Origin of the sequence: Kitasatospora mediocidica KCTC 9733 (genome assembly GCF_000744225.1) — a bacterium.
Classification (GTDB): domain Bacteria; phylum Actinomycetota; class Actinomycetes; order Streptomycetales; family Streptomycetaceae; genus Kitasatospora; species Kitasatospora mediocidica.
Genome location: NZ_JQLN01000006.1, coordinates 17,752 through 39,598 on the forward strand (window position 1 = coordinate 17,752; position 21,847 = coordinate 39,598).

Here is a 21,847-nt window from a genome sequence, read left to right on the forward strand (position 1 = left end):
CCGACCCGCTCGGGCCGCATCGCGGATCCCGCGGCTGATTGGTCGGACGACGGTCGAGCGGACGTCGAGGGCGTCGGTCGCACAGGAGTCGACAAGCGGGTGCATGGGTTGTGTCAAAGGAGCGGCGGCGGTGTCCGCTGCGGGCCAGGCGCGGCGTAGCGTTCGACCGCCGGCAGGTTTCGTGCACGTGAACTGCTTTGCCTTCCTTCACCGTTGACAGCAGGGGGCTCATCGTGTCGACTTCACGTCTGTGCGTACCAGTGGCCACGGGGGCGGTGGCCGCCGAAGCCGCCGACCTGGTGAACCAACTCGCCGCCGAGGGGCACCTGTCGGCCGAGGCGGCGCAGCGCCGGGACCGGGAGGTGGCGAACGAGCTTGCGGCCACGGGAACGTATCGGCAGAGCGCGGAGGAGCTGCTGCTCGGCAGCCGGATCGCCTGGCGGAACAACCCGCAGTGCATCGGCAAGTTCTACTGGAAGGGGCTGGAGGTCCGGGACTGCCGCGAGGTGGGCGGAGCGGGTGGCGATGAGGGTGCCCTGTTCGAGGCGCTGGTGGAGCATCTCCGGCTGGCCTGGAATGGCGGCCGGGTGCGGCTGCTGCTGAGCGTCTTCGCCTCGAGCGAGCCCGGCCGGCCCGGGCCGCGGGTCTGGAACGGCCAGCTCATCCGCTACGCCGGGTACCGGCGGACCGACGGATCGGTGCAGGGTGACCCCGACTCGGTGCGTCTCACCGAGGCCGTCCGGCAGCTGGGTTGGCGCGCTCGGGGCACCGAGTACGACGTGCTGCCGCTGGTGATCCAGTGGCCGGGACGCGAGCCCAGGTGGTTCGACCTGCCGCCGGACGCGGTGCCCGAGGTGCGGATCAGCCACCCCGACTACCCGTGGTTCGAACGGCTGGGCCTGCGCTGGCACGCGTTTCCGACGATCTCCGACCAGATTCTCGAACTGGGCGGCCTGCGCTACCCGTTGGCACCGTTCAGCGCCTGGTACACCTGCACCGAGATCGGCGCCCGCAACCTGTCCGACACCAATCGCTACGACAAACTCCCCGAGATCGCCCGGGGGATGGGCCTGGACACCGGCCGGGACCGCACCCTGTGGCGCGACCGCGCGCTGCTGGAGCTCACCGCGGCCGTGCTGCACTCGTACGACGAGGCCGGGGTGTCCATCATCGACCACCACTTCGCCACCAAGCAGTTCGTGCGCCACGAGGAGCGCGAGCACAAGAGCGGACGCCGCTGCCCGGCCGACTGGTCAGCCATCGTCCCGGCCACCAGCGGCTCGACCACCCCGATCTGGCAGCGCCGCTACGATGCCACCCGGATCCATCCCAACTTCGCACCCCAGCCCGTGCCCTGGACATCGGGCGGCGCCGGGGACTGAGTCGCTTCAGCCGGCCGTCAACACCCCGACCGGGCCCTCGACCGCGTCGGCAGCCAGTCGCGCGGGCGGGGGCGGCCGTGCGGATCCGTGTCGCTGATCCGCAGTCCCTCCCCGGTGCGGTGCGGTGCGGTGCGGTTCGGTTCGGGCTGCAGCTGTGCCCCGACGCGGTGGGGCAGGGTGGAGTCGGCGATTTCCCGGCGGTCCGCGCGGACCCGGCCGATCGACACCTCGCAGTCGAGCAGTACGGCCGCCCGTGCGCGGTCGGCGGCGCCGCGGACCTGCTCGACGAGCGGGACCAGCGGCGTGGGAAGCGGCACCGAGCGGTCCCGGGCGTAGCAGAACCAGGAACCCAGCCGGACCAGCACCCTCGTGCGGCCCTCCGCCGGATCGCCCGGCAGCACCCCGGTGGCACGGCCTCCACGGGCCGGGTCAAAACGGTGTCGTGCTGCCGAGTGACGCGCCGTCCCAGCTCTCCGCGGCGGAACTGTCCTCCCTGGCAAGCTACGAAGTGGCCTACCACGTGCGGCAGGTCGACTCCTACGTGTGGCCCAGCGCCAACGGCGGTGAGTTCAGCGGGGCTGCGGCGTGAGTGGGACGGCTTTGACGTGGATGTCCCACCCACGGGTGGCCGCGCCGCAGGTAGTGAAGTCTGGAGGTCGTCGCGGACCTGATCGGCGTCCCGTCTGGCACGACCGAGCAGGTGCTGCAGGCCGTCCGGGGTGGCGTCGCCGACCTGCGCGGAGCCTCACTTCGTGGGACGCGCCTGTTCGGCTGTGATCTCCGCGATGCCGATCTCCGCGATGCCGACCTCACCGAGGCCAAGTTCGGACGAGTGAACAGCGGCAGGCCACCCTACGGCCACGATCTACGGCTGGAGTACTAAGGACAGGGGGCCGGCTGGCAGCGAGTAGCCGTCGAGGTGGGTATCCGCGCGGAGGTTGGCCGATGAGGTGCCGAAGTGGCCCCGGCTCGTCGAGTCCGAGCACGCGCTGCCTACCGTTCCTGTGGCCCCTGGATCCGGTGTCTGGCGTGGCGGTCGAGGGTTGTGTTGCCCGTCCGGTTTCTGAATCGCTGTGCTGTCTCTGGTGGTTGAGCAGCGTACCGCTAAGATGAGGACTCCTCGTGTTTGGAAAGGGAGCCAGGACATGCTGAACCGTCTTGATCTTCCGGCGGGCTTCCGCTGGGGTGTTTCGACCGCTGCCTATCAGGTCGAGGGGGCGGTGGACGAGGACGGGCGTGGGCCTTCGATCTGGGACGTGTTCGCCTCGCGGCCCGGCGCCGTGCGGGACGGATCCACGGGACGGGTGGCCTGTGACCACTACCATCGGTACGCCGAGGACGTGGAGTTGATGCGCGAACTCGGCCTGGACGGCTACCGGTTCTCGATCGCCTGGCCCCGGATCCAGCCCACCGGCAGAGGGACGGCCAATCCGGCCGGGCTCGCCTTCTACGACCGGCTGGTGGACGCCCTGCTCGCCGCCGGCATCACCCCGCTGCCCACGCTCTTCCACTGGGACCTGCCGCAGGCCCTGGAGGACGGCGGCGGCTGGCTGGCCCGCGACACCGCCTACCGCTTCGCCGAGTACAGCGAGATCGTCGCGGACCGGCTCGGTGACCGGGTCCCCGCCTGGATCACCCTCAACGAGCCCTTCGTGCACATGGTGTACGGCTACGCACTCGGGATCCACGCCCCGGGGCGTACGTTGATGCTCGACGCACTACCGGCCGCCCACCACCAGCTCCTCGGCCACGGGCTGGCGGCTGCGGCGCTGCGCGAGCGCGGCCATGAGGTGATGATCGCGAACAACCTCACCCCCGTGTGGTCCGCGAGCGACTCGGAGGCCGACCTGGCGGCCGCCGCAGCGTACGACGCCCTGCACAACCGGTTGTTCACCGACCCGCTGTTGCTCGGCCGCTACCCGGACCTGAGCGCGTACGGCGTCGGCGAGGACCTCGGCGACTGCGTCCGCCCCGGGGACCTGAAGCTGATCGCCGCCCCCGGGCTGGACGGGCTCGGCGTCAACTACTACAACCCGACCCGGATCGCCGCCCCGACCGAGCCCGCCGGACTCCCGTTCGCCGAGGCCGAGATCGAGGGCGTCCCGCGAACAGCGTTCGGCTGGCCGGTCGTTCCGGACGGCCTGCGCGGACTCCTGGTCGGCCTGCGGGACCGGTACGGCGACGCGCTCCCGCCGATCACCATCACCGAGAACGGCTGCTCGGTCGCCGACGAGCCCGCCCCCGACGGCACCGTCCACGACCAGCCGCGCATCAACTACCTGGCCGGCCACCTCGATGCGCTGGCCGAGGCGGCCGCACAAGGTGTGGACGTCCGCGGCTACTACACCTGGTCGTTGATCGACAACTTCGAATGGGCGGAGGGGTTGAGCCAAAAGTTCGGCCTGGTCCACGTTGACTTCGAGACGCAGCGCCGCACCCCGAAGGCGTCATACGGCTGGTACCGGGACCTGATCGCCGCCCAACGTGCTCGATATGCCCAGTAGTTGGTGTGAGCGACGGAGGGAAGCTGCGCAGCCCGGATTCGCCTCGCTGATCTGTCGTTTTCGGTCGGAGCCTTCCGCGCGGCTGGTTGGATGTGTCCATGAGGCGTGGGTGGTTGGCCGGCAGCGGAAGCAAGGCGTGGGAGGACCAGGCCAACGTCTTCGACGCGCCTGTCCTGAGCCTGTCGACCCTGCCGGTGGTTCGCGTCCCGCCCGTACCGTTCGAGCCCGCGGCGAAAGTGCCGGCCATCGCGGCGTTCACCGGTGATCGCCCGGCTGCCTGGGTGGACGACGCTCACACGTCAGAGGCCCGGGACTGGGCCCGTTCGCGATCGGCGCCGATGCTTTTGATCACTGCGGATCCGTCCCGGGGGTTGACGCCGGACATGGTCGAGGAGCTTGTGAAGTGGCGGGCCTCCCTGTGACTGGGACCTTTGACCTGCGACCCGTGACGTATGACCTGCACGGTCACCCTCGGGAGGGCTGCCGCGGGTTGGGTGCGATGCCTTCCGTATCCGCAGGTGTCGTAACGCTGGGTCGCCCTGTCGGGCGGTCTACGCTGGGATTTCGTTGGCCGTGATTCCCCGGATCGCCCCGGCCGCCTGCAGAAGGGACGAGGCGATGGACCCCGATATCGGGATGAGGGCCGCAGTCGAGGAGCACTGGCGGGCGTCGGAACGCGGTGATACCGAGGCCGAGCACGCCATCTACGCTGCGGACGCGATCCTGGACTACCCCCAGTCGGGTGAACGATTCCGGGGGCGCGCGACGATTTCGGCGCAGCGTGGCGGCCACCCCGCCAGCCGGCACTTCACCGTCCACCGGATCGTCGGCAGCGGGGAGCTGTGGGTGAGCGAGTGTGTCATCACGTATGACGGGGTGCCCACGTACTCGGTGAGCATCATGCAGTTCGCTCACGGGCACGTGGTGCACGAGACGCAGTATTTCGCGGACGCCTTCGGCGCGCCGGAATCGCGGGCGGCACTCGCGGAGCCGATGCCGGGCAGGACCATCGCCAGGACCTGACCTGACCTGACCTGGGTGCGCGGATGGATCCTGTCACGCACCTGGTGTTCTGCCCGCCGCCCACTAACATGAGGTCAACTCATCTTAGTCGGGGGGCTGAACATGCTGGATCGACGAGACCCGTCGGCGGACTCCGCGTGCGGCTGCTCCCGCGACGCGACCCACTGCGACGCGATCGCTCGTCCTGCGCAGCTGAGATGAGTACCCCTCAGGTCGTTGTCGACGAACAGCCGCTGCCGGCCGCGCTGGCCGAGCCGCAGCGGCGGGTGAGTGGCCGCTGGACGGCCGCGCTCAGCCTGGCGAACCTGGGGGTCTTTCTGGGGTTCTTCACGCCGATCCAGATCCTGTTGCCCTTGCAGCTGGAACGGCTGGACGCCGCGCACAAGGCGGGCCTGCTCTCCTGGGTGACGGGCGTGGGGGCGCTCGTCGCGATGCTGGTCAATCCGCTGGCCGGCGCTCTCTCGGACCGTACGACCTCGCGGTTCGGGCGTCGGCGGCCGTGGGTCCTGGCGGGGGCCCTGCTCGGCGCCGCCGGACTGCTGCTCACCGCGAACGGGCACGGGCTGGTCGCCATCACGGTCGGATGGGTGGTCGCGCAAGCCGGGCTGAACGTCATGCTGGCCGGGGTGACCGCGCCGGTCGCCGACCAAGTGCCGGTCGGGCAAAGGGCCGTGGTGTCCGGCTGGACCGGGATCAGCCAGTCGCTGGGGCTGGTGGTGGGAGCGGTGCTGGTGACGGTGCTGGTCGGCGGCATCCTCGCCGGCTACGCGGTGACCGCGGCCATGACGGTGGCCCTGGCGCTGCCGTTCGTCCTGTGCTTCCGCGACCCGGTGCTGCCGCGCGAGCTGCGGGCTCCGTTCGACTTCCGTACCCTGGCGGCCGGTTACTGGGTCAGTCCGCGCCGGTACCCGGACTTCGGTTGGGCCTGGTTGACCCGGTGTCTGATCAACCTCGGAAACGCGATCGGCACCCTCTACCTGCTCTACTACCTCACCGATGCGGTCCACTACCGCTCACCCGACACCGGTGTGCTGATCCTCACCGCCGTCTACACCCTCGCCGCGCTGGCCACCGCGATCCCGTCCGGCATGGTCTCCGACCGCACCGGGCGCCGCCGCGCGCTGGTGGTCGTCTCGTGCGTGGTGATGGCCGCCGCCGCGCTGCTGCTGGCCCTGCTCCACACCTGGCCCGCAACCGTGCTGGCCGCGGCCGTCCTCGGTGCGGGCTACGGCGTCTACCTGGCCGTCGACCAGGCCCTCGTCACCCAGGTGCTGCCCGCCGCCGCCGACCGCGCCAAGGACCTCGGCGTCATCAACATCGCCAACTCCGGCCCCCAGGTGCTCGCGCCCGCCCTCGCCGCGCCCATCGTCGCCGACCTCGGCGGCTACTTCGGCCTCTACCTGGCCACCGCCCTGGTCACCTTGCTCGCCGCCGTCCTGGTCCACCGCATCCGCGGTGTCGCGTGACGTGGAGACTGGCGCGCTCGTGAAATGACGTGCCGTCGGCTGGATCTGCTGAAGGGCCTCCGACCGATCCCGCCTGACTGTCGCCCGGGGGTCGACCCGTCAGCGCACGTCCTGCAACTGGTCCAGTTCCGTGCCGATGGCCGCCCGCAGCACGTCATGCTGCGGGCCGAGCGCGAACTGCTCGTCGCTCCACCGCTCACGCGGATACAGCCACACCGGCATACCCACGAGATCGGCCGGCTCCCACTCGAACCGCGGCCACACGTGCGCGTGCAGGAAGCCGTCGGTATTGCCGAGGATTTCAAGGTTCACCCGACGGAAAGCCGGGTCGAGACGCCTGCACGCACGCTCGACCGCTTCGCCCAGCCGGTCCATGTCGGACAGGAAGGCCAGCCGCCTTGCCCTGGGCAGGTCCGACAGTCGCTGCACACCCGCGTCATCCGCGAGCAGCACCGAGTACCCGGGCAGGAACTGGACATCCCCGATCACCGCGAAGCTCGCCTCAAGGCGCCTGAGCACGGCGGGGTTCTCCCCCCGCAGTGCGCTTCCGATCCGGTCCAACCGCCAGTCATCACTCATTGGGCGAACGTTACACAGTCCCGGGACGGCCAAGCGGAGTCGAACCAGACCGACGGATGGAGCCAGTCGAGCGCATCGGCGGGCTGGGTCAGCGGAAGGTCAGGTCGCCGTCAGGGCTGTGCCGGATAGTCATGCGTACGGGGACGGACCGCAGCGAGTACGGCGGTCGGTCCCGGGGAGAGGTGCCCGGAGTGGTTGATCGGGGGCCGGGACTCTGGTCCCGGTCGGGTGCAAGCCCACGCAGGTTCGAATCCTGCCTTCTCCGCCCGACGTCGGCCGATCGCGCGCCCCGGCGTTCCGCCCGGGCGCGGAGTGACCGAGCCGGCAGGGGTGTGACCGCCTGGCGGCCCGATGGTCGCCTCCGTTCACGGCTCCAGGTTGGCGCGGACGAGCCGCAGTGCGGCCACCGGGTCGGCGGCGCCGGTGATCGTCCGGCCGACGACGACATGCGACGCACCAGCGGTGACGGCAGCGCGGGGCGTTCCCGGCCGGGCGTGCTCGGTGGGGGACTCACCGGGAAGGGTGACTCCCGGTGTGATGATCAGTGCGTCGGGTCCCAGCGCACCCCGAAGCAGCGCGGCTTCCTGGGGTGATGCGATGACGCCGTGGCAACCGGCGCCGCGCGCCAGTCGAGCCAGTCGCAGGACCTGCTCCTGCGGCGAGGCGCTGACGCCGATGTCGGCGAGATCCGCGCCGGTCATGCTGGTGACGACGGTCAGGGCCAGGACGCGCAGGCGCGGGAAGTCGCGGGCTGCGGCGACGGCGGCGGCCATGATGCCGGTGCCACCCATGCCGTGGACGGTCACCATGGAGGCACCCAGAGCCCCGGCGGCGCGGACCGCACCGGCGACGGAGTTCGGGATCTCGAAGAGTTTCAGGTCCAGGAACACGTCCTTGCCCAGGCCGACGAGCTGCTCGACGAGGTCGGGGCCGGCGGCCGTGAGCATTTCCAGCCCGACCTTGTAGAAGCGGCACTCCTCACCCAGGCGTTCGACGATCTCGTCAGCCGCTCGGCGGTTGTCGAGATCAAGGGCGACGATGATCCGGCTGCTTGGGTCCACGGCGTCATTGTCACCCACCGCGCCCGGCGCGGTATGGGCGGCCCGGCGGAGGCAGGAGCCGGAGCAGGAGCCGACGATGCCGGATTCACCCTGGGCTGCCCGGTCCTGGTCTTGGTGCCGGTCGGCCGGTTCCGCGTCGTTCGCTCGCAGTCCTGGCTAGCTGTAGTGCCACTCGGCCGGGATCGCTCCCGTTCGCAGGTCCCGGATGACGACGTGCCCCGACCCGCCGCCCTCGGCACAGTGAGGCCGGTGCAGGTCCAGCGAGCCCAGGTCACTGCTGATGGCCGCAAGTGGGCTGAAGTAGTCGGGGTCCAGTTCGAAGGCCACCCTGGTCCCGCTGCCGTGTGGGGGTTCGAACTGTTTGGGCGCGGTCTCGGGCCGCATCGCGGCGAGCACTTGGCGAAGGCCGCGGCCGTCCCGCCACACCTCGACGACGGCGCGGTGGGACAAGGCCGCCGCGGCCGCGCTCCACAGTCGGTCAGGGCCCAGCAGGGAGTCGTAGTAGCCCAAGGCGGGCATGCCCTGGCTGTCCGTCGGACCTGCCTGATCATCCGTCACCGCGAAGGCGAGGTTCGCGGAGATCTCCGCACTGACCCGCAGTGTGTGGTCAGGAGCGAGCCGGGCATCGGGATGGAGCGCGCTGCCCAGCACATGGTGCAGCACGTGCGTGGCCAGCGCCGGATTATCCGGTCCCACGCTGAAGTACATCCCAGGGCGCCGGCGAATGTGCTCGATGAAGTCCAGCACTTTGATGTCCGCCGCGCTGTACCTGTTCTCCGTCACGGCTGAACACTACCGCCGAGCGGAGCGGCGACATCGGCTCTGTTGGTGAGAGAGGAGCACGTGGGGTTGCGCCCGGCGATGTATTTCCGGGTCGGCAGGAACAGCCCCGAGCTTCCGACGGAGCGGCGGCCGCGGTCCTCAGCGTCCACGGTTGTTGAGGTGCGGCTCGACGGTCGGGGCTACCGCCAGGAACTGGCCGGGGACGGTGGCGATGGGTGCCTGGCAGGAGATTCGGGCGAGGACGTTGTCTCGGATCTCGACGAGCGAGGTCGCCGGCCTGGGTCGGGGCGGAGCATCGGGCAGCGGATGCAGGCTTGTCCGATCCGGGACAGGGGACAATGCAGCACATGGATGACGCGTTCACACTCCTTCGCCAGGCCGCCGATCTGCTGCCGGAGGAGGCAGCGGCAGAGAACGGGCAGACAGTCGGGGATGTGCGCGAGGACATCGGGCGTCAGGAGTGGGAGATGGTGCTCGGCGTTCTCATCGAGATCGGGGATGTCCACCCCGTGTCCGTGGACTTCTGGGACCTCCTTGCCGAGGCTGCTCGGCAGATGATGCTCGACCGCAGCCGTCGTTGGTGCGAGTGGCGGGGCTGGGAGGTCAGGAACGGCACCCTCCGGGCGACCCTGAGCCTGGTGGGTGCGGAGGAGGGCCGACGCCGGACTGCCTTCGCCGCAGACGGACGGCTCCGGCCGATGTGGGACATCGGCAACCGTAACGCCGGCGGGGAGCGAGAGCTGAACATCGCCAGGTTGTGGGTGGAGTATGCGCAAGAGCTGGGCCCGGGAGAGAGCGCCGACGTTCGGCTGGCTCCCCTGAGCCCCGAGCAGTGGAGGCACTTGAAGTGCGGCGACGTGATCACCATGCACGAAGCCCGACCTGTTGCTGGAACGGCCACCGTGATCGAGGTCCTGCCGCCGCGCGCCTGAGCCATCATGTCGCCCCAGATTCCCCGTCAGCGGCGGATAGTTGTCCGCCGCCAGGCTCAGGGCCAACCGAAATCAGTCGGCCTCAAGGGTGTCTGCCCGCCTCGCCAGGCCCGCTGCGATGTCATCCCAGTCCGGTCCGTGCAACCACAAGTTCTCGGCAGCCTCGCGCATCAGCGCTGGCTCATCAGGTCGCTCCAGGAGCACCAACCGGTAGGAGAGATTGCGCACCCAGACCGGGAGACGGCCATCGACCACGTGCGGGCTGAGCTCGCGGAGCATGGCGAGGATCGAATCCGCGTCAGCGAATGTCAGTTCCTCGACGAAGTAGTGCTCCCGGTGGTCGAGGCCGCACTCAGGCGTCGGTCGGTACTCGTCTCCGTAGAGACACCGGGCGTGCTCCGTCAGGGTGCTGTGCATGTCGTGGAGCCTATGACGCCTTGACCTGTCGGAACGATCCTATTCGTCGCCGAGGGCGAGAAGGATCACGAAGAACTCGGCAGCGGTTCCGGCAACGACGACGTCGATGCCGTGCCGGGTGACGGGCGTCCACGCGCGGGCGTTGCCTATGCCTTCAGCGTTCGCCCGGCTTCGCGGCCTGCTCACCGCACCAGCGGACCTCTGTCCCGCCGAACGGCGTCCGGACCTGGGCCAGCCAGGGGCTCCAAGGAAACCTTGCGGCCTTCACCAGTTCGACCAGCATCGTTCGATCATGCAGCATCCGCCTTCCTGCCGGGACCGGTGAGTTTTTCGGCGCTGCCTGACACAGGTTCGCCGGGACGTGTGCGCTGTGTCGAAGGACTCGTTGGAGGCTATGGCGATGCTGTTCTTCTCGTCGCGCTCGGTGAGCACTTGGAAGCGCAGTTCGGCCGGTGGGTGGCCGGCCGCATGGACATGACCACAAGAACTGCTGATGAGTCAACTCCATGTGGGCTGATGCGTCAATGAATTGAACAGAGAAGCTGGAGTGTCTGAGTTCTTGACGCACTGCTCTGTACAGGAGTTGAATCCACGTCAGTCGATTCAGGGAGCTGCTCATGCCTTCCGAGACCACCACCCACCACCGCGCCGCGTTCCGCCGCCGCTTGGGCCGCTGGGAGCGCACGCTTCGGCGTTGGATCGCCGGCTCGTCCGTCGTCGGGTTGCTGGCCGCGCTCGCCTTTGTCACCGCCCCCGTGCCGGCCGGGGCGGTGGTGGCGCCGCAGGTGCCGCCGGCGCCGTCCGGGTGGACGACGGTGTTCGGCGACGACTTCTCCGGGTCTGCGGGAAGCGCGCCGTCAGGTGCCAACTGGACGTATGACACCGGTCCCGGTTCCAACTTCGGCACCGGCGAGATCGAGACGATGACCAGTTCGACCAGCAACGTCCACCTCGACGGCAACGGGCATCTCGACGTCACCGCACTGAACAGCGGCGGCAGTTGGACCTCGGGCCGGATCCACACGCCGGGCGCCGTGGTCGGCGCGCCGGCCGGCGGGAAGTTGCAGGTCACCGCCTCCATCCAGCAGCCCGGGCCGGCGGGCGGAGCCGGCTACTGGCCCGCGTTCTGGATGCTGGGACCCGGCCAGTGGCCCGAGAACGGCGAGATCGACATCATGGAGGACGTCAATGCGCTCTCCGAGGTCGCCGGCACCATCCACTGCGGTACGTACCCGGGCGGCGTCTGCAACGAGGGCAACGGGATCGGCAGCGGGTTGCGTGCCTGCCCCGGCTGCCAGAGCGGCTTCCACACCTATTCGATGATCCTCGACCGCACCAACACCTCGGCGGAGACGGTCACCTGGTATCTCGACGGCTCCGCCTACTTCAGCGTGAGTGAGGCGCAGGTAGGTGCCGCCACCTGGCAGCAGGCCTTCGACCACAACCTGTCCATCATCTTCGACCTGGCCATCGGCGGCGGGTTCCCCAACGGCGCCTGCGGGTGCACCACGCCGACCGGGGGCACCAGTTCGGGCGGAACGATGAGCGTGGACTACGTCGCGGCCTACACGACCACCGGGTCGACCGGCGGGTCGGGCGGTCCGGTCGTCGGCTACGGCGGGCTCTGCCTGGACGACCGCAGCGCGAGCACCGCCGACTACAACCCCGTCCAGGTCTACACCTGCAACGGGTCCGCCGCCCAGCAGTGGACCGTCGTCCAGGCGGGCAGCACCCTGCACGCGCTGGGCAAGTGCCTGGACGTCAACGGCGGTGGCACGGCCAACGGCACCACGGTCGACCTGTACACCTGCAACAACACCGGGTCCCAGGTCTGGATACCGCAGTCCAACGGGTCGCTCTACAACCCGCAGTCCAACAGGTGCCTCGACGACACCAACTGGTCCACCACCCCCGGCACCCAGGCTCAGATCTGGGACTGCTCCGGAACGGCGAACCAGCAATGGAAGCTGCCAAGTTGACGCCTCGTCCCAGGAGGAACGCTGTGATCTCCCGCCGGTCCTTCATCGCCGCGAGCGCCCTGACCGCCGCAGCCGCCACCGCCGCTGCCGCAGCCACCGCCGTCGCCGGCACCACCGCCGTCGCCGGCACGGGCGGCGCGTCGGCCGCCTCCCCGTCCCTGCCGCTCGTCCTGCGCAATACCTCCGGCAGTGATGTCGTCTACGCCTACATCACCGGTTCCGACGCCACCGGACGGCCCGGATTCGTGGGCGCTGACGGGCGGTTGAACCTTCTGCCCGATCCGTCCGGCGTCCTCACGCCCACCCCCGACTACGCGATCCCGCTCGGCCCCTCGGGCGGGTCGGCCACCACGGTCACGCTGCTCGACCACGTCATCGGCGGTCGGGTCTGGTTCTCGATCGGCGACCGGCTCCGGTTCTTCGTCAACCCGGGCAACCCGCCGGGACTGGTGCAACCCGCGCTCACCCCCTCCGACCCCAACTGGGCGACGAGCTGGACGTTCTGCGAGTTCACCTTCAACAGCAGCAACCTGTATGCCAACATCAGCTACGTCGACATGGTCGCCACGCCCATCTCCATGCAGAGCACCGGCAGTTCGGGCCTCCAGTCGGTCAGCCCGCTGCCCGCCGGGGCGCTCGGCTCGATCGCCTCCGGTCTGCGCTCGCAGCACCTCGCCGACGGCGCGCCCTGGGACCGACTCGTCAGCGTCGACGCCGGCGGCTCCGTCATCCGGATCCTGTCGCCGACCCACACGCCCGCCGACTTCGGCTCCTACTGGAACGCCTACCTGAACCGGGTCTGGGACCGCTACCGGACCCAGGGCCTGACCGTCGACACCCAGAGCGGCTTCGGATCCTTCACCGGGACGGTGAGCGGTGGCGTCCTCACCTTCGCCGGCCTGAACACCAACGGCGTCCCCTTCACCCAGCCGAGCGCGGCGGACATCTTCGGCTGTGCGAGCGGGCCGCTCTACAACTCGGGCCCGGACGCGCGCGGCGCGGTCGCCGCCCGGCTGGCCGCCGCCCTCAACCGCAGCACGCTCCTGCTCGCCGCGGGGGAGTCCCAGCCGAGCGGGGTCGCTCCCGCGCAGTACTACCAGGACGGCACGACCAACCACTACGCCCGGCTGGTCCACGAGTTCGCCACGGTCGGCTACGCGTTCCCGTACGACGACGTGGGCCCCTCCGGCGCGCCCTCGGTGGACGGCCATCTCCAGGACGCCAACCCGGCCTCCTGGACGGTGACGCTCGGCGGGGGCTGAGCGCACGGTGCGGCAGGCCGGGCCGGGCGCCCGCTGATCCGGATCAGCGGGCGCCCGGCGGTCGGTCCGGTCCGGTCAGTCCAGCGAGTAGCCGAGGACGCCCTCGGCGATCTGGCCCTCGCAGTTGATGTCGTTGGAGTCGAAGTGCTCCGCCCCGGCCCGGCAGCGCCGCACCACCCGGCTGGCGAGGCCGGCCGGCGGAGCGGTGCTGATGTAGCCGAGCTGGCCGAGGTACTGCTGGCCCTCGCAGTTGGACGCCAGGGAGGTGAAGGTGTCCACCGACCCCAGGACCTTGCAACTGTAGAGCGCGGCGGTGCCGGGCTGCGGGCTGCTGTAGAGCCAGCCGAGGCTGCTCTCCAGGTAGTACCCGGCCGGCATCGGCCCGACGGTGCTCATGTGCTCCGGGCCGTTGTAGCGGTTGAGGTTGACGGTGCCCGGTGCGGGCTGGGTGGCGCACTGGACCTGGGCGGTGCCCTCCCAGCTGGTTCCCGGCAGCAGGTGCGGGTTGGCTATGCCGGCGCGGTCGGTACCTCGTACGGCCAGGTTCCGGTCCACGGAGGCCTGGGCTATGCCCAGGGGCAGGCACTGGCTGCTGCTGAAGCCGGCGGCCGCGGCTTCCGCGTAGGCCTGGTTGTAGGCGGCCTGCTTGGCCCCGGCGGCGCTCGACGAGATCGCGTCGCCGTAGTAGTTGGACTGGGCCGGTGTTGCCGAAGCGGGGATCGTGAAGGCCAGCACCATGGTGGTGGCGGCCGCGGCGGTGCCGAGCACTCGGGAGAGCATCCTCACGGTCGGTCGGTCCTTTCGTCGTTGAAGGGGAACCGGTGGAACCGAACGGGCTCTATTGAGGCACTGATGGCGCGTCATGTCATGAGCTGATGTGGATGCGGCTCACGTTTTGTCTGGATTTCGATCCACGCTGGCTAATGAGTGCGACTCCTTGACGGTTGGATCAACCGTCGGATCGATCGTCGGATCGATCGGCGGCGCGGTGCCACCACGACGGGCAGAGCGGTCCCAGGAAGCGGCGCATGCCGGTGGCCGTCCGGTGCCGGGGCGAGGTGGACCCGGCGGGGCGGCCCAGCAGTCGTGCGAGTCGGGGGTCCTCGGTGCTGAGCTGCTGCTCGATCTGCGCGAGCACCCGTTGGTCGTGCGTGGAAAGGCCCATGGGACACCTCCGGTGTTCGTTCGCCGTGCCGTTCTCCCGTGCCGTTGCTCCCGTGCGTCCCGGCCTGACTGCTCGGACCAGGGCGGTCACGGCGGCCCGGGTCCGGGAGGTCGAGAGGCTGCGTGGGCGAGCTGCCGTGCGGCGCCGCGGGTTCCGGACTCGGCGGCCTCTGTCGCCCATTGTCCGCCTGGTCGGCCGTGATCGGGTGCACGGTCCACGCAACGGTCCCGTGGCGGGGAGCGGCGGACGGCGGGAGGGTGGGAGATGGCCGGGGTGGGAGACGGCGGGAGACGGCGGGAGACGGCGGAAGGATGCGAGGAGGCCCGGCCGCCCGTCGATGTCTCGGGAGCTTCGGGAGCAGAAGGAGTGTGCCATGGATCATCCCGTGATAGCCGGGGTCGAGGATCCCGCCGACGCCGCCGACGCCGCCGACGCCGTCGACTGGGCCGCGGACGAAGCCGGGCTCAGAGGGGCTCGCCTGCACCTCGTCCACGCGTGGCTGTGGGAACCGCACCAGGCGCCGGCGTCCCTGGACGCGCAGGCGGCCCGGCGGGCGGGCGAGGAGGCGCTCGACGTGCTCGCGCAGCGCGTCCGGGACCGCCACCCGGAGCTGGAGGTGGCCAGCGGCGTCGTGGACGCGAGTCCGCGCGACGCGCTGGTCGCGCTCAGCGCCGCAGGCCAGTTGCTCGTCCTCGGGCCCCGCGGCTCGGGAGGCTTTCGCGGCCTGCTCGTCGGATCGACCGCCCTGCACGCCACGGCCCACGCCGCCTGCCCGGTCGTCGTCTACCGGGCCGCGCAACCCGCGCCAGGGGCGGACGGCGGGCCGCGCGGCGGCGTCGTGGTGGGGGTGCACGGCCGCGAACCGTCCGACGGAGTGCTCTCCTTCGCCTTCGAGACCGCCCGGCGGCGGCTGCTCCCGCTGCGCGCCGTGCACGCGTGGAGCTTCCCGCTGGTCCTCGGTGCCGGGCACGCGCTCCCACCGGTGTACGAGGAGAGCCATGTCGCGGGGGAGGAGGACCGGCTGCTCGCGGAGGTCCTCGCCGGGTGGCGCGCCAAGTACCCGGAGGTCCCGGTCACCGAGGACGTCGTCCGCTCCGGGCCGGCGAGGCGCCTGGTCGACCTGTCCCAGGAGCAGCAGCTCGTGGTGGTCGGCCGCCACGGGGAGCCGCGCGGCGCGTTCGGCAGGCTCGGCTCGGTCAGCCAGGCGGTCGTCCAGCACGCGCACTGCCCGGTCGCTGTCGTCCCCGCCGACTGAAAAGAACGGCGGGGCCTCCGCTGAAAAGAACGGCGGGGCCTCCGCGCCGGGCTCGGGCAGGCGCGGGAGCGCGCGCCTCGGGGCGGGGAGGAGCAGCATGGGTGAGGGGTGGCACGGCAGAGACGTCCACGGCAGGAGGCTCGGTGATGACTCGGAACGCGGTAACCGTCACGCGCGGTGTGCCACGGCTCTCCCCGGTGGAGCGCGTGGTGCGCGGAAGGGCGGCCCGGGGACACACGCCCCGGTCCAGCCACGCCGAACTCGCGCTGCCCCCGCACCGCCTGGACCCGGTGGACGTCATCGAGAAGCAGTCCGCCAGCCGGGTGCCGGAGTTGGTGCCGATCCGGTACGGCCGGATGTCGGAGTCGCCGTTCCGGTTCTACCGGGGCGCCGCCGGGATCATGGCCGGCGACCTGGCGACCACCCCGACCTCCGGCCTGCGAGCCCAACTGTGCGGCGACGCGCACATGTTGAACTTCCGACTGCTGGGTTCGCCGGAGCGCAACCTGCTCTTCGACATCAACGACTTCGACGAGACGCTGCCCGGTCCGTGGGAGTGGGACGTCAAGCGGCTGGCCACCAGCCTGGTCATCGCGGGGCGCGAGAACGGCTACTCGGACCGCGAGCGCAGCGCCATCGTCCGCGCCACGGTCCGTTCCTACCGCGAGGCGATGCACCGGTTCGCCGGGATGAACCACCTGGACGTCTGGTACGCCCGGGCCGATGCCGACACGCTGCAGGCGCTGGCCGCCGGCGACCTCCACAAGCGGGGGCGCAAGCGGTTGGCGAAGACGCTTGCCAAGGCCCGCTCCCGGGACAGCCTGCAGGCGTTCGAGAAGCTCACCGAGCTGGTCGACGGCGAGCGCCGGATCACCTCCACCCCACCCCTGGTGATACCGATCCGCGAGCTGCTGGCGGACCGCGAGGGCGCTCAGCTGGAACAGCAGCTCGGTGGCCTGCTGGAGCGCTACCGGAGCACCCTGCAGTCGGACCGGCAGCACCTGCTCGAGCAGTTCACCGTCGTCGAGATGGCGCGCAAGGTGGTGGGCGTCGGCAGTGTCGGCACGCGCTGCTGGATCATCCTGCTGCGCGGCCGGGACGCCGGGGACCCGCTCTTCCTCCAGGCCAAGGAGGCCGACGAGTCGGTGCTCGCACCCTTCGCCGGCGCAGGCGTGCACGCGACCCAGGGGGAGCGGGTGGTGGCCGGCCAGCGTCTGATGCAGGCCGCCAGCGACATCTTCCTCGGCTGGGAGCGGGTCACCGGGATCGACGGTCGGCAGCGTGACTTCTACGTACGGCAGTTGCGCGACTGGAAGGGCATCGTCGAGCCCGCCCTGATGGTGCCCGAGGGGATGGGACTGTTCGGCGAACTGTGCGGCTCCACCCTCGCCCGTGCCCACGCGCGCTCCGGGGACCGGATCGCCATCGCCGCCTACCTGGGCCGCAGCGACGTCTTCGACCGGGCGCTGACGACGTTCGCGGAGAGCTACGCCGACCGGAACGAGCGTGACCACCAGGCCCTGTTGGACGCCGTCAAGTCCGGGCGGGTGAGCGCCGAGGACGCCTGACGTCAGGCCGCGACGTCAGGCCGCGACCAGCGTGCGCCGCTCCTCGCGGTGCGCGGCGGTCCGCGCGGACGGCTGCCCGGCCGTCGGCGGCACCGCGACGACGGGGCAGGCCGCGTGCGCCAGGCTGTAGCGGCTCACCGAGCCGGGCAGGAACCGCGCCAGGCCGCGTCGACCGGCGCCGACCACGAGCAGGTCGTCCGGCCGGTCCGCGACCTGGGCCAGGACGGGGCCGGCCTCGCCGCGGACGACCATCGGCTCGATCCGCACATCGGTCGACCGGCCGCCGAGCGCCTCCGCCAGCACGGCGTCGAGCCGGTCGCCGGCGCTCTGCGCCCAGAGCTTCGCGAGCGGCGGGCACGGGTGGGCGCGGTAGGCGGGCTCGCCACCGACGGGCGTCCAGGCCATCACCGGAACGAGCACGGCGCCACGGCGGCCCGCCTCCTCCAGGGCGCTGCGCAGAACCGCCACGCTGCCCTGCGATCCGCTGACTCCGACGACGACCCGGGTGTCCTCAGCCATGATGTTCGCTTCCTTCAATCTGGTGTTTCTGCCATTATGCCTGCGATTCGCAGGCTCAGTGACCAACATGCCCATCTGATCTAGTGATCAGATCCACGCTTTCCCTGAGATCAGTAGATACCAGCCGCTGCCGGAAACGGCCGCCCCTAACGCGTCGGCTACGCGCCGCGGGCCGTTCTTGACGCGTTCCATACGCGCCGGGCTCAGCACACGGCAGCGGGCTGCGCGGGCTGCGCGAGTTGCGTCGGCTGAGCAGGTTGCGGCGCGGGCAGGAAGAGCCGTCCGCGCAGGCTGCCGTGCGCGGTGCGCGCGGCGACGAGCAGCCAGGCCATCACCAGGGCGGCGTAGAACACGGCGGCGGCGACCCGGAACAGCTGAGCGTCCGTGTGCAGCGCGAGACCGCTGGTGCCGAGCACCACCGTGCCGACCGGGAAGGTGAACGACCACCAGGTCAGCGAGAACGGCAGCCCGGAGCGGGCGGTGCGCACCGTGATCGCGCCGGCCAGGGCGACCCACAGGAGCGCGAAGCCCCAGACCGGGACCCCGTACAGGACCCCGAAGGCCTGCATGGCCCCGGCGTAGCGGGCGGGCATCGCCAGGTGGGCGACGCCGCCCAACAGGTTGGCGGCGGCGATCGACTGCCCCAGCGGGCCGAGGACGATCCACAGCGTCGGCACCATGACGGCGGGGCCGCTCTTGTGCATCGCCAGCCGGTACCAGATCAGGGTGATCACGATGATCGAGGCCAGCAGGCTGAGGCCGAACATGGCGTAGCAGCAGAGCAGGAGCGTCAGCCGGGCCTGGCCCGCCGGGGCGAACGGGACCAGCAGCGCCCCGGTGGAGGCGGAGACCATGGGCGGCACGACGGGCATCAGCCAGCCGCCGAAGGCGCTGTCGGGGCGCACGTCGTGGCGGGTGAACATCAGGTACGGCACGGCGACCGCGCACACCAGCCCGGCGGCCGTGCCGGCGAACCAGAGTGCCCAGTCGAGGTCGACCGCCGCGCGCAGGCCGATGACGTCGCGTCCCAGCAGCAGGGTGCCGGCTCCCACGGTCAGCATCGCCATCGGCGGCGCGCCGTAGAAGTGGGCTATCACCGGGTTGCGCGCGTGGCGGCGGGCGGTGGTGCGGTGACGCAGCCAGTGCAGCGCGGTGGCGACGCTGAGCGCGACCAGCAGGAACGCCGCGAGCGCCCACACCGCGGTCGCGGCGGTGCGCAGTCCCGGGAACTGCTGCGGGAGGGAGGCGGCCGCGACGGCGACGATGCCCGTCCCCATCACCGAGGCGTACCAGTTGGGCGTGATGTGCGCGATCACCTGACGCGGGTCCTCCAGGTCGCGCAGGAGCCCCCAGCGGGCGAGTGCGTGGGTCGGCGTGCGGGCCGGTCCGGGGCCGGTCGCGGTGGCACGGGCGGTGGGGGGCGACAGGAGGCTGTTCATGACCTCCACGGTCCTCGCGCCGCCGATCTGGCAGTAGCCGGGCGCGCCTTGCATGGCTACAAGGTGACCTTGTAGCCGGGTAGGCTGGGCGGATGGCGTTGAGTGCACGGATGCCCGAACTGGGCGCGCTGGAGGTCCTGCTGGCGGTTGCCCGCGGCGGCAGCCTGAACGCGGCGGCGCGCGAGGTCGGCGTCACGCAGCAGGCCGTCTCCGCTCGGATCTCCTCGATGGAGGCGCAGACCGGGGTGCAGCTCGTCACCCGTTCGGCTCAGGGGTCGACGCTGACCGCGGCCGGGGTGGTCGTGGTGGAATGGGCCGCGCGCCTGCTCGACGTCGCGGCGGAACTGGACACGGGTCTGGCCGCGCTGCGCCAGGACCGCCGCACGCGCCTGCGGGTCAGCGCGAGCCTGACCATCGCCGAGCACCTGTTGCCCGGCTGGCTGGTGTCGCTGCAGGCGGCCGCCCGGCAGCGCGGGCAGGTGGCCGCGGAGGTGGTGCTGACGGCGGCCAACAGCGATGCGGCGATCGAGCACGTCCGCCACGACCGGGCCGACGTGGGGTTCATCGAGGGGCCGCACGTCCCGCGCGACCTGCGCAGCCGGGTCGTCGGCCGCGACACGCTGACCCTGGTGGTCCGGCACGACCACCCCTGGGCCCGGCGGCGGCGACCGGTGACGGCGGCGGAGCTCGCGGACACCGCGCTGGTCAGTCGCGAACCGGGTTCGGGGACGCGCGACGCGTTCGCCGCCGCCGTCCGCGCGGCCCTTGGCCCCGACAGCGGCCTGACGCCCCCGGTGATGGCCCTGTCCACCACGACCGCGGTCCGCGCGGCCGTGCTGGCCGGGGCAGGTCCGGCCGTGCTGAGCGAGCTCGCGGTGGCCGACGACATCGCCGGTCACCGGCTGTGCCGCGTCCCGGTCGACGGGCTGGACCTGCGGCGCGAACTCCGCGCGATCTGGCTCGGCCCCGGCCGGCTGCCGGCGGGAGCGGTCCGCGACCTGATCGCCCACGTCACGAACGGCGGGTAGCCGGCCTCAGGCGGCGAGCCGGTCGGTGCCGGCGTCGGTGTCGGCGTCGGTGCCGGCCTGGGGGGCGGGCCAGCGGGGGTGGTGGCGGTCGATGACGTAGTGGTGGCCGTGCTGCCGGCCGCCGCCGGTGGCGGTGGGGTGCGCGTCGGTGAGGTGGGGGTGGTCGGTGGGCAGGTCGGCGTGCAGGTGGTCGAGTCGGGCCGGGTCGTGAGCGGGCCAGATCGTGGTGGCGGTGACGGTGGCGAGCAGGGCGATCGCGCCGAGGACCGCGGCGGTGGCGGGCAGGCCGGCGCCTGCGGCGAGCCAGCCGGCGAGGGGGTAGGTGAGCAGCCAGCAACCGTGGGAGAGCGAGAACTGGGCGGCGAAGGCGGCCGGCAGGTCGGCGTCGGTGGCCGAGCGGCGGACGATGCGTCCTGCGGGGGTGAGGACGGCCGAGCAGGCGGCGCCGATCGCGGCCCAGGCCGCCAGCACCGCGACCCAGGACCAGCCGCTCGGCGGGGCGGCGGTCAGCGCGGCGACGACGGCGAGAACGGCGGGCAGCGCGAAGGCGGCGGTGAGCATCACCGCGCGGTCCCCGGCGCGGCGCAGGATCCTCGGCAGGAGCAGGGCGGTGAGCATGGAGCCCGCGCCGTACGCGCCGAGCGCCAGGGAGACGGCACCGGCGGGCTGCTGGAAGTGCTCGCGGACCAGGACGACGGTGTTGACGAAGACGATCGCCCCGGCGGCGGCCACCGCCAGGTCGAGCGCGAGCAGCGCGCGCAGACGCGGGGTGGCCCAGAACAGGCGGGTGCCGAAGGCGGCCTTGGCGTAGACGCCCCCGGTGCGCTGTGCGGGGACCGGCCTGGGCAGCACGGCGGAGACGACCAGGACGGCGGAGGCGAGGAAGCCGAGCGTGGTGCCGGCGAACAGCCAGTTGGCGGAGACCACGGTCAGCAGGAGGGCCGCCAGGGCGGGGCTGAACAGGCTCTCCAGGTCGTAGGCGAGCCTGCTCATCGACAGGGCCTGGGTGTAGTCGCGCTCGGCCGGCAGCACCTCGGGAATGGTGGCCTGGAAGGTCGGGGTGAAGGCCGCGGAGGCCGCCTGCAGCAGGAAGATCAGGACGTAGATCTGCCAGATCTCGGTGACGAACGGCAGGGTGAGCGCGACGCCGGCCCGGGTGAGGTCCATCGTCACCATCAGGGCCCTGCGCGGGATGCGGTCGGCGACGGCGCCGATCAGCGGCGCGATGGCGACGTAGGCGGTCATCTTGATCGCCAGGGCGGTGCCGAGGACCGCGGAGGCGTTGTTCCCGGCGAGGTCGTAGGCCAGCAGGCTCAGCGCGACGGTGGCGAGGCCCGTACCCACCAGGGCGATGACCTGGGCGGTGAACAGGTGGCGGTAGGTGCGGTTGCGCAGTACGGACAGCATCGGTCCCGTCCCGGTCGGCGGAGTGATCCGGCCCTGCCATCGTAACCAATAGGTGCGTACGTGTGCACCTGTTGGCGA

The 21,847-nt window shown here is 71.3% G+C and carries 24 protein-coding genes and 1 tRNA gene; 14 read left to right on the forward strand and 11 right to left on the reverse strand.

Annotated features, from left to right (window positions below; translation table 11 throughout):
- The first annotated feature begins 233 nt into the window (after positions 1-233).
- Positions 234-1,382, forward strand: coding sequence for a nitric oxide synthase oxygenase (locus BS80_RS26340; RefSeq protein ID WP_198045631.1), 1,149 nt, complete (start codon positions 234-236; stop codon positions 1,380-1,382).
- 17 nt (positions 1,383-1,399) lie between these two features.
- Here the strand turns inward: BS80_RS26340 and BS80_RS26345 are convergent, their stop codons facing one another.
- Positions 1,400-1,783, reverse strand: a complete 384-nt coding sequence (locus tag BS80_RS26345) for a hypothetical protein (protein WP_035802900.1) — start codon at positions 1,781-1,783, stop codon at positions 1,400-1,402.
- Positions 1,784-1,824: 41 nt separating this feature from the next.
- Here BS80_RS26345 and BS80_RS41115 point away from each other — a divergent pair, with 41 nt between their 5' ends.
- The 6 genes from BS80_RS41115 (at position 1,825) to BS80_RS26365 (ending at position 6,375) form a co-directional block, all read left to right on the forward strand.
- Positions 1,825-1,971 carry a hypothetical protein gene (locus tag BS80_RS41115; RefSeq protein ID WP_157536618.1) on the forward strand — a complete coding sequence of 49 codons (147 nt, stop codon included), beginning with the start codon at positions 1,825-1,827 and terminating at the stop codon, positions 1,969-1,971.
- Positions 1,972-2,082: 111 nt separating this feature from the next.
- Positions 2,083-2,265, forward strand: coding sequence for a pentapeptide repeat-containing protein (locus tag BS80_RS39715; protein WP_332262196.1), 183 nt, complete (start codon positions 2,083-2,085; stop codon positions 2,263-2,265).
- A 262-nt stretch (positions 2,266-2,527) separates the two neighbouring features.
- The gene (locus BS80_RS26350) at positions 2,528-3,886 is read left to right on the forward strand and encodes a GH1 family beta-glucosidase (RefSeq protein ID WP_035802902.1); all 1,359 of its coding nucleotides are present in this window, start codon (positions 2,528-2,530) and stop codon (positions 3,884-3,886) included.
- Positions 3,887-3,999: 113 nt separating this feature from the next.
- Complete coding sequence (locus tag BS80_RS26355; protein ID WP_232246658.1) at positions 4,000-4,308, forward strand: hypothetical protein; 309 nt, start codon at positions 4,000-4,002, stop codon at positions 4,306-4,308.
- 151 nt (positions 4,309-4,459) lie between these two features.
- A complete protein-coding gene (locus tag BS80_RS26360; RefSeq protein ID WP_232246659.1) occupies positions 4,460-4,909 on the forward strand; it encodes a nuclear transport factor 2 family protein in 450 nt (149 codons plus the stop codon).
- A gap of 197 nt (positions 4,910-5,106) precedes the next feature.
- Positions 5,107-6,375, forward strand: a complete 1,269-nt coding sequence (locus BS80_RS26365) for an MFS transporter (protein WP_035802903.1) — start codon at positions 5,107-5,109, stop codon at positions 6,373-6,375.
- A 99-nt stretch (positions 6,376-6,474) separates the two neighbouring features.
- Here BS80_RS26365 and BS80_RS26370 read toward each other — a convergent pair whose 3' ends face one another.
- Positions 6,475-6,954, reverse strand: a complete 480-nt coding sequence (locus tag BS80_RS26370) for an HIT family protein (RefSeq protein WP_035802904.1) — start codon at positions 6,952-6,954, stop codon at positions 6,475-6,477.
- Between the two features lie 176 nt (positions 6,955-7,130).
- Here BS80_RS26370 and BS80_RS41120 point away from each other — a divergent pair.
- Positions 7,131-7,219: transfer RNA gene (locus tag BS80_RS41120), tRNA-Gln, on the forward strand.
- A gap of 100 nt (positions 7,220-7,319) precedes the next feature.
- On the opposite strand, the gene pyrF is transcribed toward BS80_RS41120, so the two are convergent.
- Positions 7,320-8,015 carry an orotidine-5'-phosphate decarboxylase gene (gene pyrF / locus BS80_RS26375; RefSeq protein WP_035802906.1) on the reverse strand — a complete coding sequence of 232 codons (696 nt, stop codon included), beginning with the start codon at positions 8,013-8,015 and terminating at the stop codon, positions 7,320-7,322.
- A 156-nt stretch (positions 8,016-8,171) separates the two neighbouring features.
- A complete protein-coding gene (locus tag BS80_RS26380) occupies positions 8,172-8,798 on the reverse strand; it encodes a DNA topoisomerase IV subunit B family protein (RefSeq protein ID WP_035802908.1) in 627 nt (208 codons plus the stop codon).
- Positions 8,799-9,145: 347 nt separating this feature from the next.
- Between BS80_RS26380 and BS80_RS26385 the strand changes: the two genes are divergently transcribed.
- Positions 9,146-9,730, forward strand: a complete 585-nt coding sequence (locus BS80_RS26385; protein WP_408607433.1) for a hypothetical protein — start codon at positions 9,146-9,148, stop codon at positions 9,728-9,730.
- Between the two features lie 72 nt (positions 9,731-9,802).
- On the opposite strand, the gene BS80_RS26390 is transcribed toward BS80_RS26385, so the two are convergent.
- Together BS80_RS26390 and BS80_RS42040 are read right to left on the reverse strand one after the other, a co-directional pair.
- Entirely contained in the window at positions 9,803-10,147 is a 345-nt protein-coding gene (locus tag BS80_RS26390) for a hypothetical protein (protein ID WP_035802912.1), read from the reverse strand.
- 39 nt (positions 10,148-10,186) lie between these two features.
- Positions 10,187-10,333 (reverse strand): hypothetical protein, encoded by a 147-nt coding sequence (locus tag BS80_RS42040; protein WP_198045632.1) that lies wholly within the window; start codon positions 10,331-10,333, stop codon positions 10,187-10,189.
- Between the two features lie 431 nt (positions 10,334-10,764).
- Here BS80_RS42040 and BS80_RS26395 point away from each other — a divergent pair, with 431 nt between their 5' ends.
- Positions 10,765-12,126 carry a ricin-type beta-trefoil lectin domain protein gene (locus BS80_RS26395; protein WP_083975397.1) on the forward strand — a complete coding sequence of 454 codons (1,362 nt, stop codon included), beginning with the start codon at positions 10,765-10,767 and terminating at the stop codon, positions 12,124-12,126.
- 23 nt (positions 12,127-12,149) lie between these two features.
- Positions 12,150-13,388 carry a beta-1,3-glucanase family protein gene (locus BS80_RS26400; protein ID WP_035802913.1) on the forward strand — a complete coding sequence of 413 codons (1,239 nt, stop codon included), beginning with the start codon at positions 12,150-12,152 and terminating at the stop codon, positions 13,386-13,388.
- A gap of 75 nt (positions 13,389-13,463) precedes the next feature.
- Here the strand turns inward: BS80_RS26400 and BS80_RS26405 are convergent, their stop codons facing one another.
- Together BS80_RS26405 and BS80_RS42045 are read right to left on the reverse strand one after the other, a co-directional pair.
- Positions 13,464-14,174 carry a hypothetical protein gene (locus BS80_RS26405; RefSeq protein WP_157536619.1) on the reverse strand — a complete coding sequence of 237 codons (711 nt, stop codon included), beginning with the start codon at positions 14,172-14,174 and terminating at the stop codon, positions 13,464-13,466.
- Positions 14,175-14,337: 163 nt separating this feature from the next.
- Positions 14,338-14,553, reverse strand: coding sequence for a DUF3040 domain-containing protein (locus tag BS80_RS42045; RefSeq protein ID WP_035802916.1), 216 nt, complete (start codon positions 14,551-14,553; stop codon positions 14,338-14,340).
- Positions 14,554-14,926: 373 nt separating this feature from the next.
- On the opposite strand from BS80_RS42045, the gene BS80_RS26415 reads away from it, so the two are divergent.
- Entirely contained in the window at positions 14,927-15,808 is an 882-nt protein-coding gene (locus BS80_RS26415) for a universal stress protein (RefSeq protein ID WP_035802917.1), read from the forward strand.
- 146 nt (positions 15,809-15,954) lie between these two features.
- A complete protein-coding gene (locus BS80_RS26420; RefSeq protein WP_035802920.1) occupies positions 15,955-17,376 on the forward strand; it encodes a DUF2252 domain-containing protein in 1,422 nt (473 codons plus the stop codon).
- A 15-nt stretch (positions 17,377-17,391) separates the two neighbouring features.
- Here the strand turns inward: BS80_RS26420 and BS80_RS26425 are convergent, their stop codons facing one another.
- Together BS80_RS26425 and BS80_RS26430 are read right to left on the reverse strand one after the other, a co-directional pair.
- Complete coding sequence (locus BS80_RS26425) at positions 17,392-17,895, reverse strand: universal stress protein (protein ID WP_035802921.1); 504 nt, start codon at positions 17,893-17,895, stop codon at positions 17,392-17,394.
- A gap of 203 nt (positions 17,896-18,098) precedes the next feature.
- Positions 18,099-19,334 (reverse strand): TDT family transporter, encoded by a 1,236-nt coding sequence (locus BS80_RS26430; protein ID WP_083975553.1) that lies wholly within the window; start codon positions 19,332-19,334, stop codon positions 18,099-18,101.
- Between the two features lie 92 nt (positions 19,335-19,426).
- Here BS80_RS26430 and BS80_RS26435 point away from each other — a divergent pair, with 92 nt between their 5' ends.
- On the forward strand, positions 19,427-20,362 hold the full coding sequence (locus BS80_RS26435; protein ID WP_035802922.1) for a LysR family transcriptional regulator: 936 nt from the start codon (positions 19,427-19,429) through the stop codon (positions 20,360-20,362).
- A gap of 6 nt (positions 20,363-20,368) precedes the next feature.
- Here the strand turns inward: BS80_RS26435 and BS80_RS26440 are convergent, their stop codons facing one another.
- A complete protein-coding gene (locus BS80_RS26440; protein WP_051967217.1) occupies positions 20,369-21,769 on the reverse strand; it encodes an MFS transporter in 1,401 nt (466 codons plus the stop codon).
- Positions 21,770-21,847 lie beyond the last annotated feature (78 nt).

What these genes read in the sequence shown, in the direction of transcription:
- BS80_RS26350 (WP_035802902.1), top strand. Translation starts at nt 2,528, where the DNA reads ATGCTGAACCGTCTTGATCTTCCGGCGGGCTTCCGCTGGGGTGTTTCG.
- BS80_RS26365 (WP_035802903.1), top strand. Translation starts at nt 5,107, where the DNA reads ATGAGTACCCCTCAGGTCGTTGTCGACGAACAGCCGCTGCCGGCCGCG.
- BS80_RS26370 (WP_035802904.1), bottom strand. Translation starts at nt 6,954, where the DNA reads ATGAGTGATGACTGGCGGTTGGACCGGATCGGAAGCGCACTGCGGGGG.
- BS80_RS26385 (WP_408607433.1), top strand. Translation starts at nt 9,146, where the DNA reads ATGGATGACGCGTTCACACTCCTTCGCCAGGCCGCCGATCTGCTGCCG.
- BS80_RS26390 (WP_035802912.1), bottom strand. Translation starts at nt 10,147, where the DNA reads ATGCACAGCACCCTGACGGAGCACGCCCGGTGTCTCTACGGAGACGAG.
- BS80_RS26395 (WP_083975397.1), top strand. Translation starts at nt 10,765, where the DNA reads ATGCCTTCCGAGACCACCACCCACCACCGCGCCGCGTTCCGCCGCCGC.
- BS80_RS42045 (WP_035802916.1), bottom strand. Translation starts at nt 14,553, where the DNA reads ATGGGCCTTTCCACGCACGACCAACGGGTGCTCGCGCAGATCGAGCAG.
- BS80_RS26415 (WP_035802917.1), top strand. Translation starts at nt 14,927, where the DNA reads ATGGATCATCCCGTGATAGCCGGGGTCGAGGATCCCGCCGACGCCGCC.
- BS80_RS26420 (WP_035802920.1), top strand. Translation starts at nt 15,955, where the DNA reads ATGACTCGGAACGCGGTAACCGTCACGCGCGGTGTGCCACGGCTCTCC.
- BS80_RS26425 (WP_035802921.1), bottom strand. Translation starts at nt 17,895, where the DNA reads ATGGCTGAGGACACCCGGGTCGTCGTCGGAGTCAGCGGATCGCAGGGC.
- BS80_RS26430 (WP_083975553.1), bottom strand. Translation starts at nt 19,334, where the DNA reads ATGAACAGCCTCCTGTCGCCCCCCACCGCCCGTGCCACCGCGACCGGC.
- BS80_RS26435 (WP_035802922.1), top strand. Translation starts at nt 19,427, where the DNA reads ATGGCGTTGAGTGCACGGATGCCCGAACTGGGCGCGCTGGAGGTCCTG.
- BS80_RS26440 (WP_051967217.1), bottom strand. Translation starts at nt 21,769, where the DNA reads ATGCTGTCCGTACTGCGCAACCGCACCTACCGCCACCTGTTCACCGCC.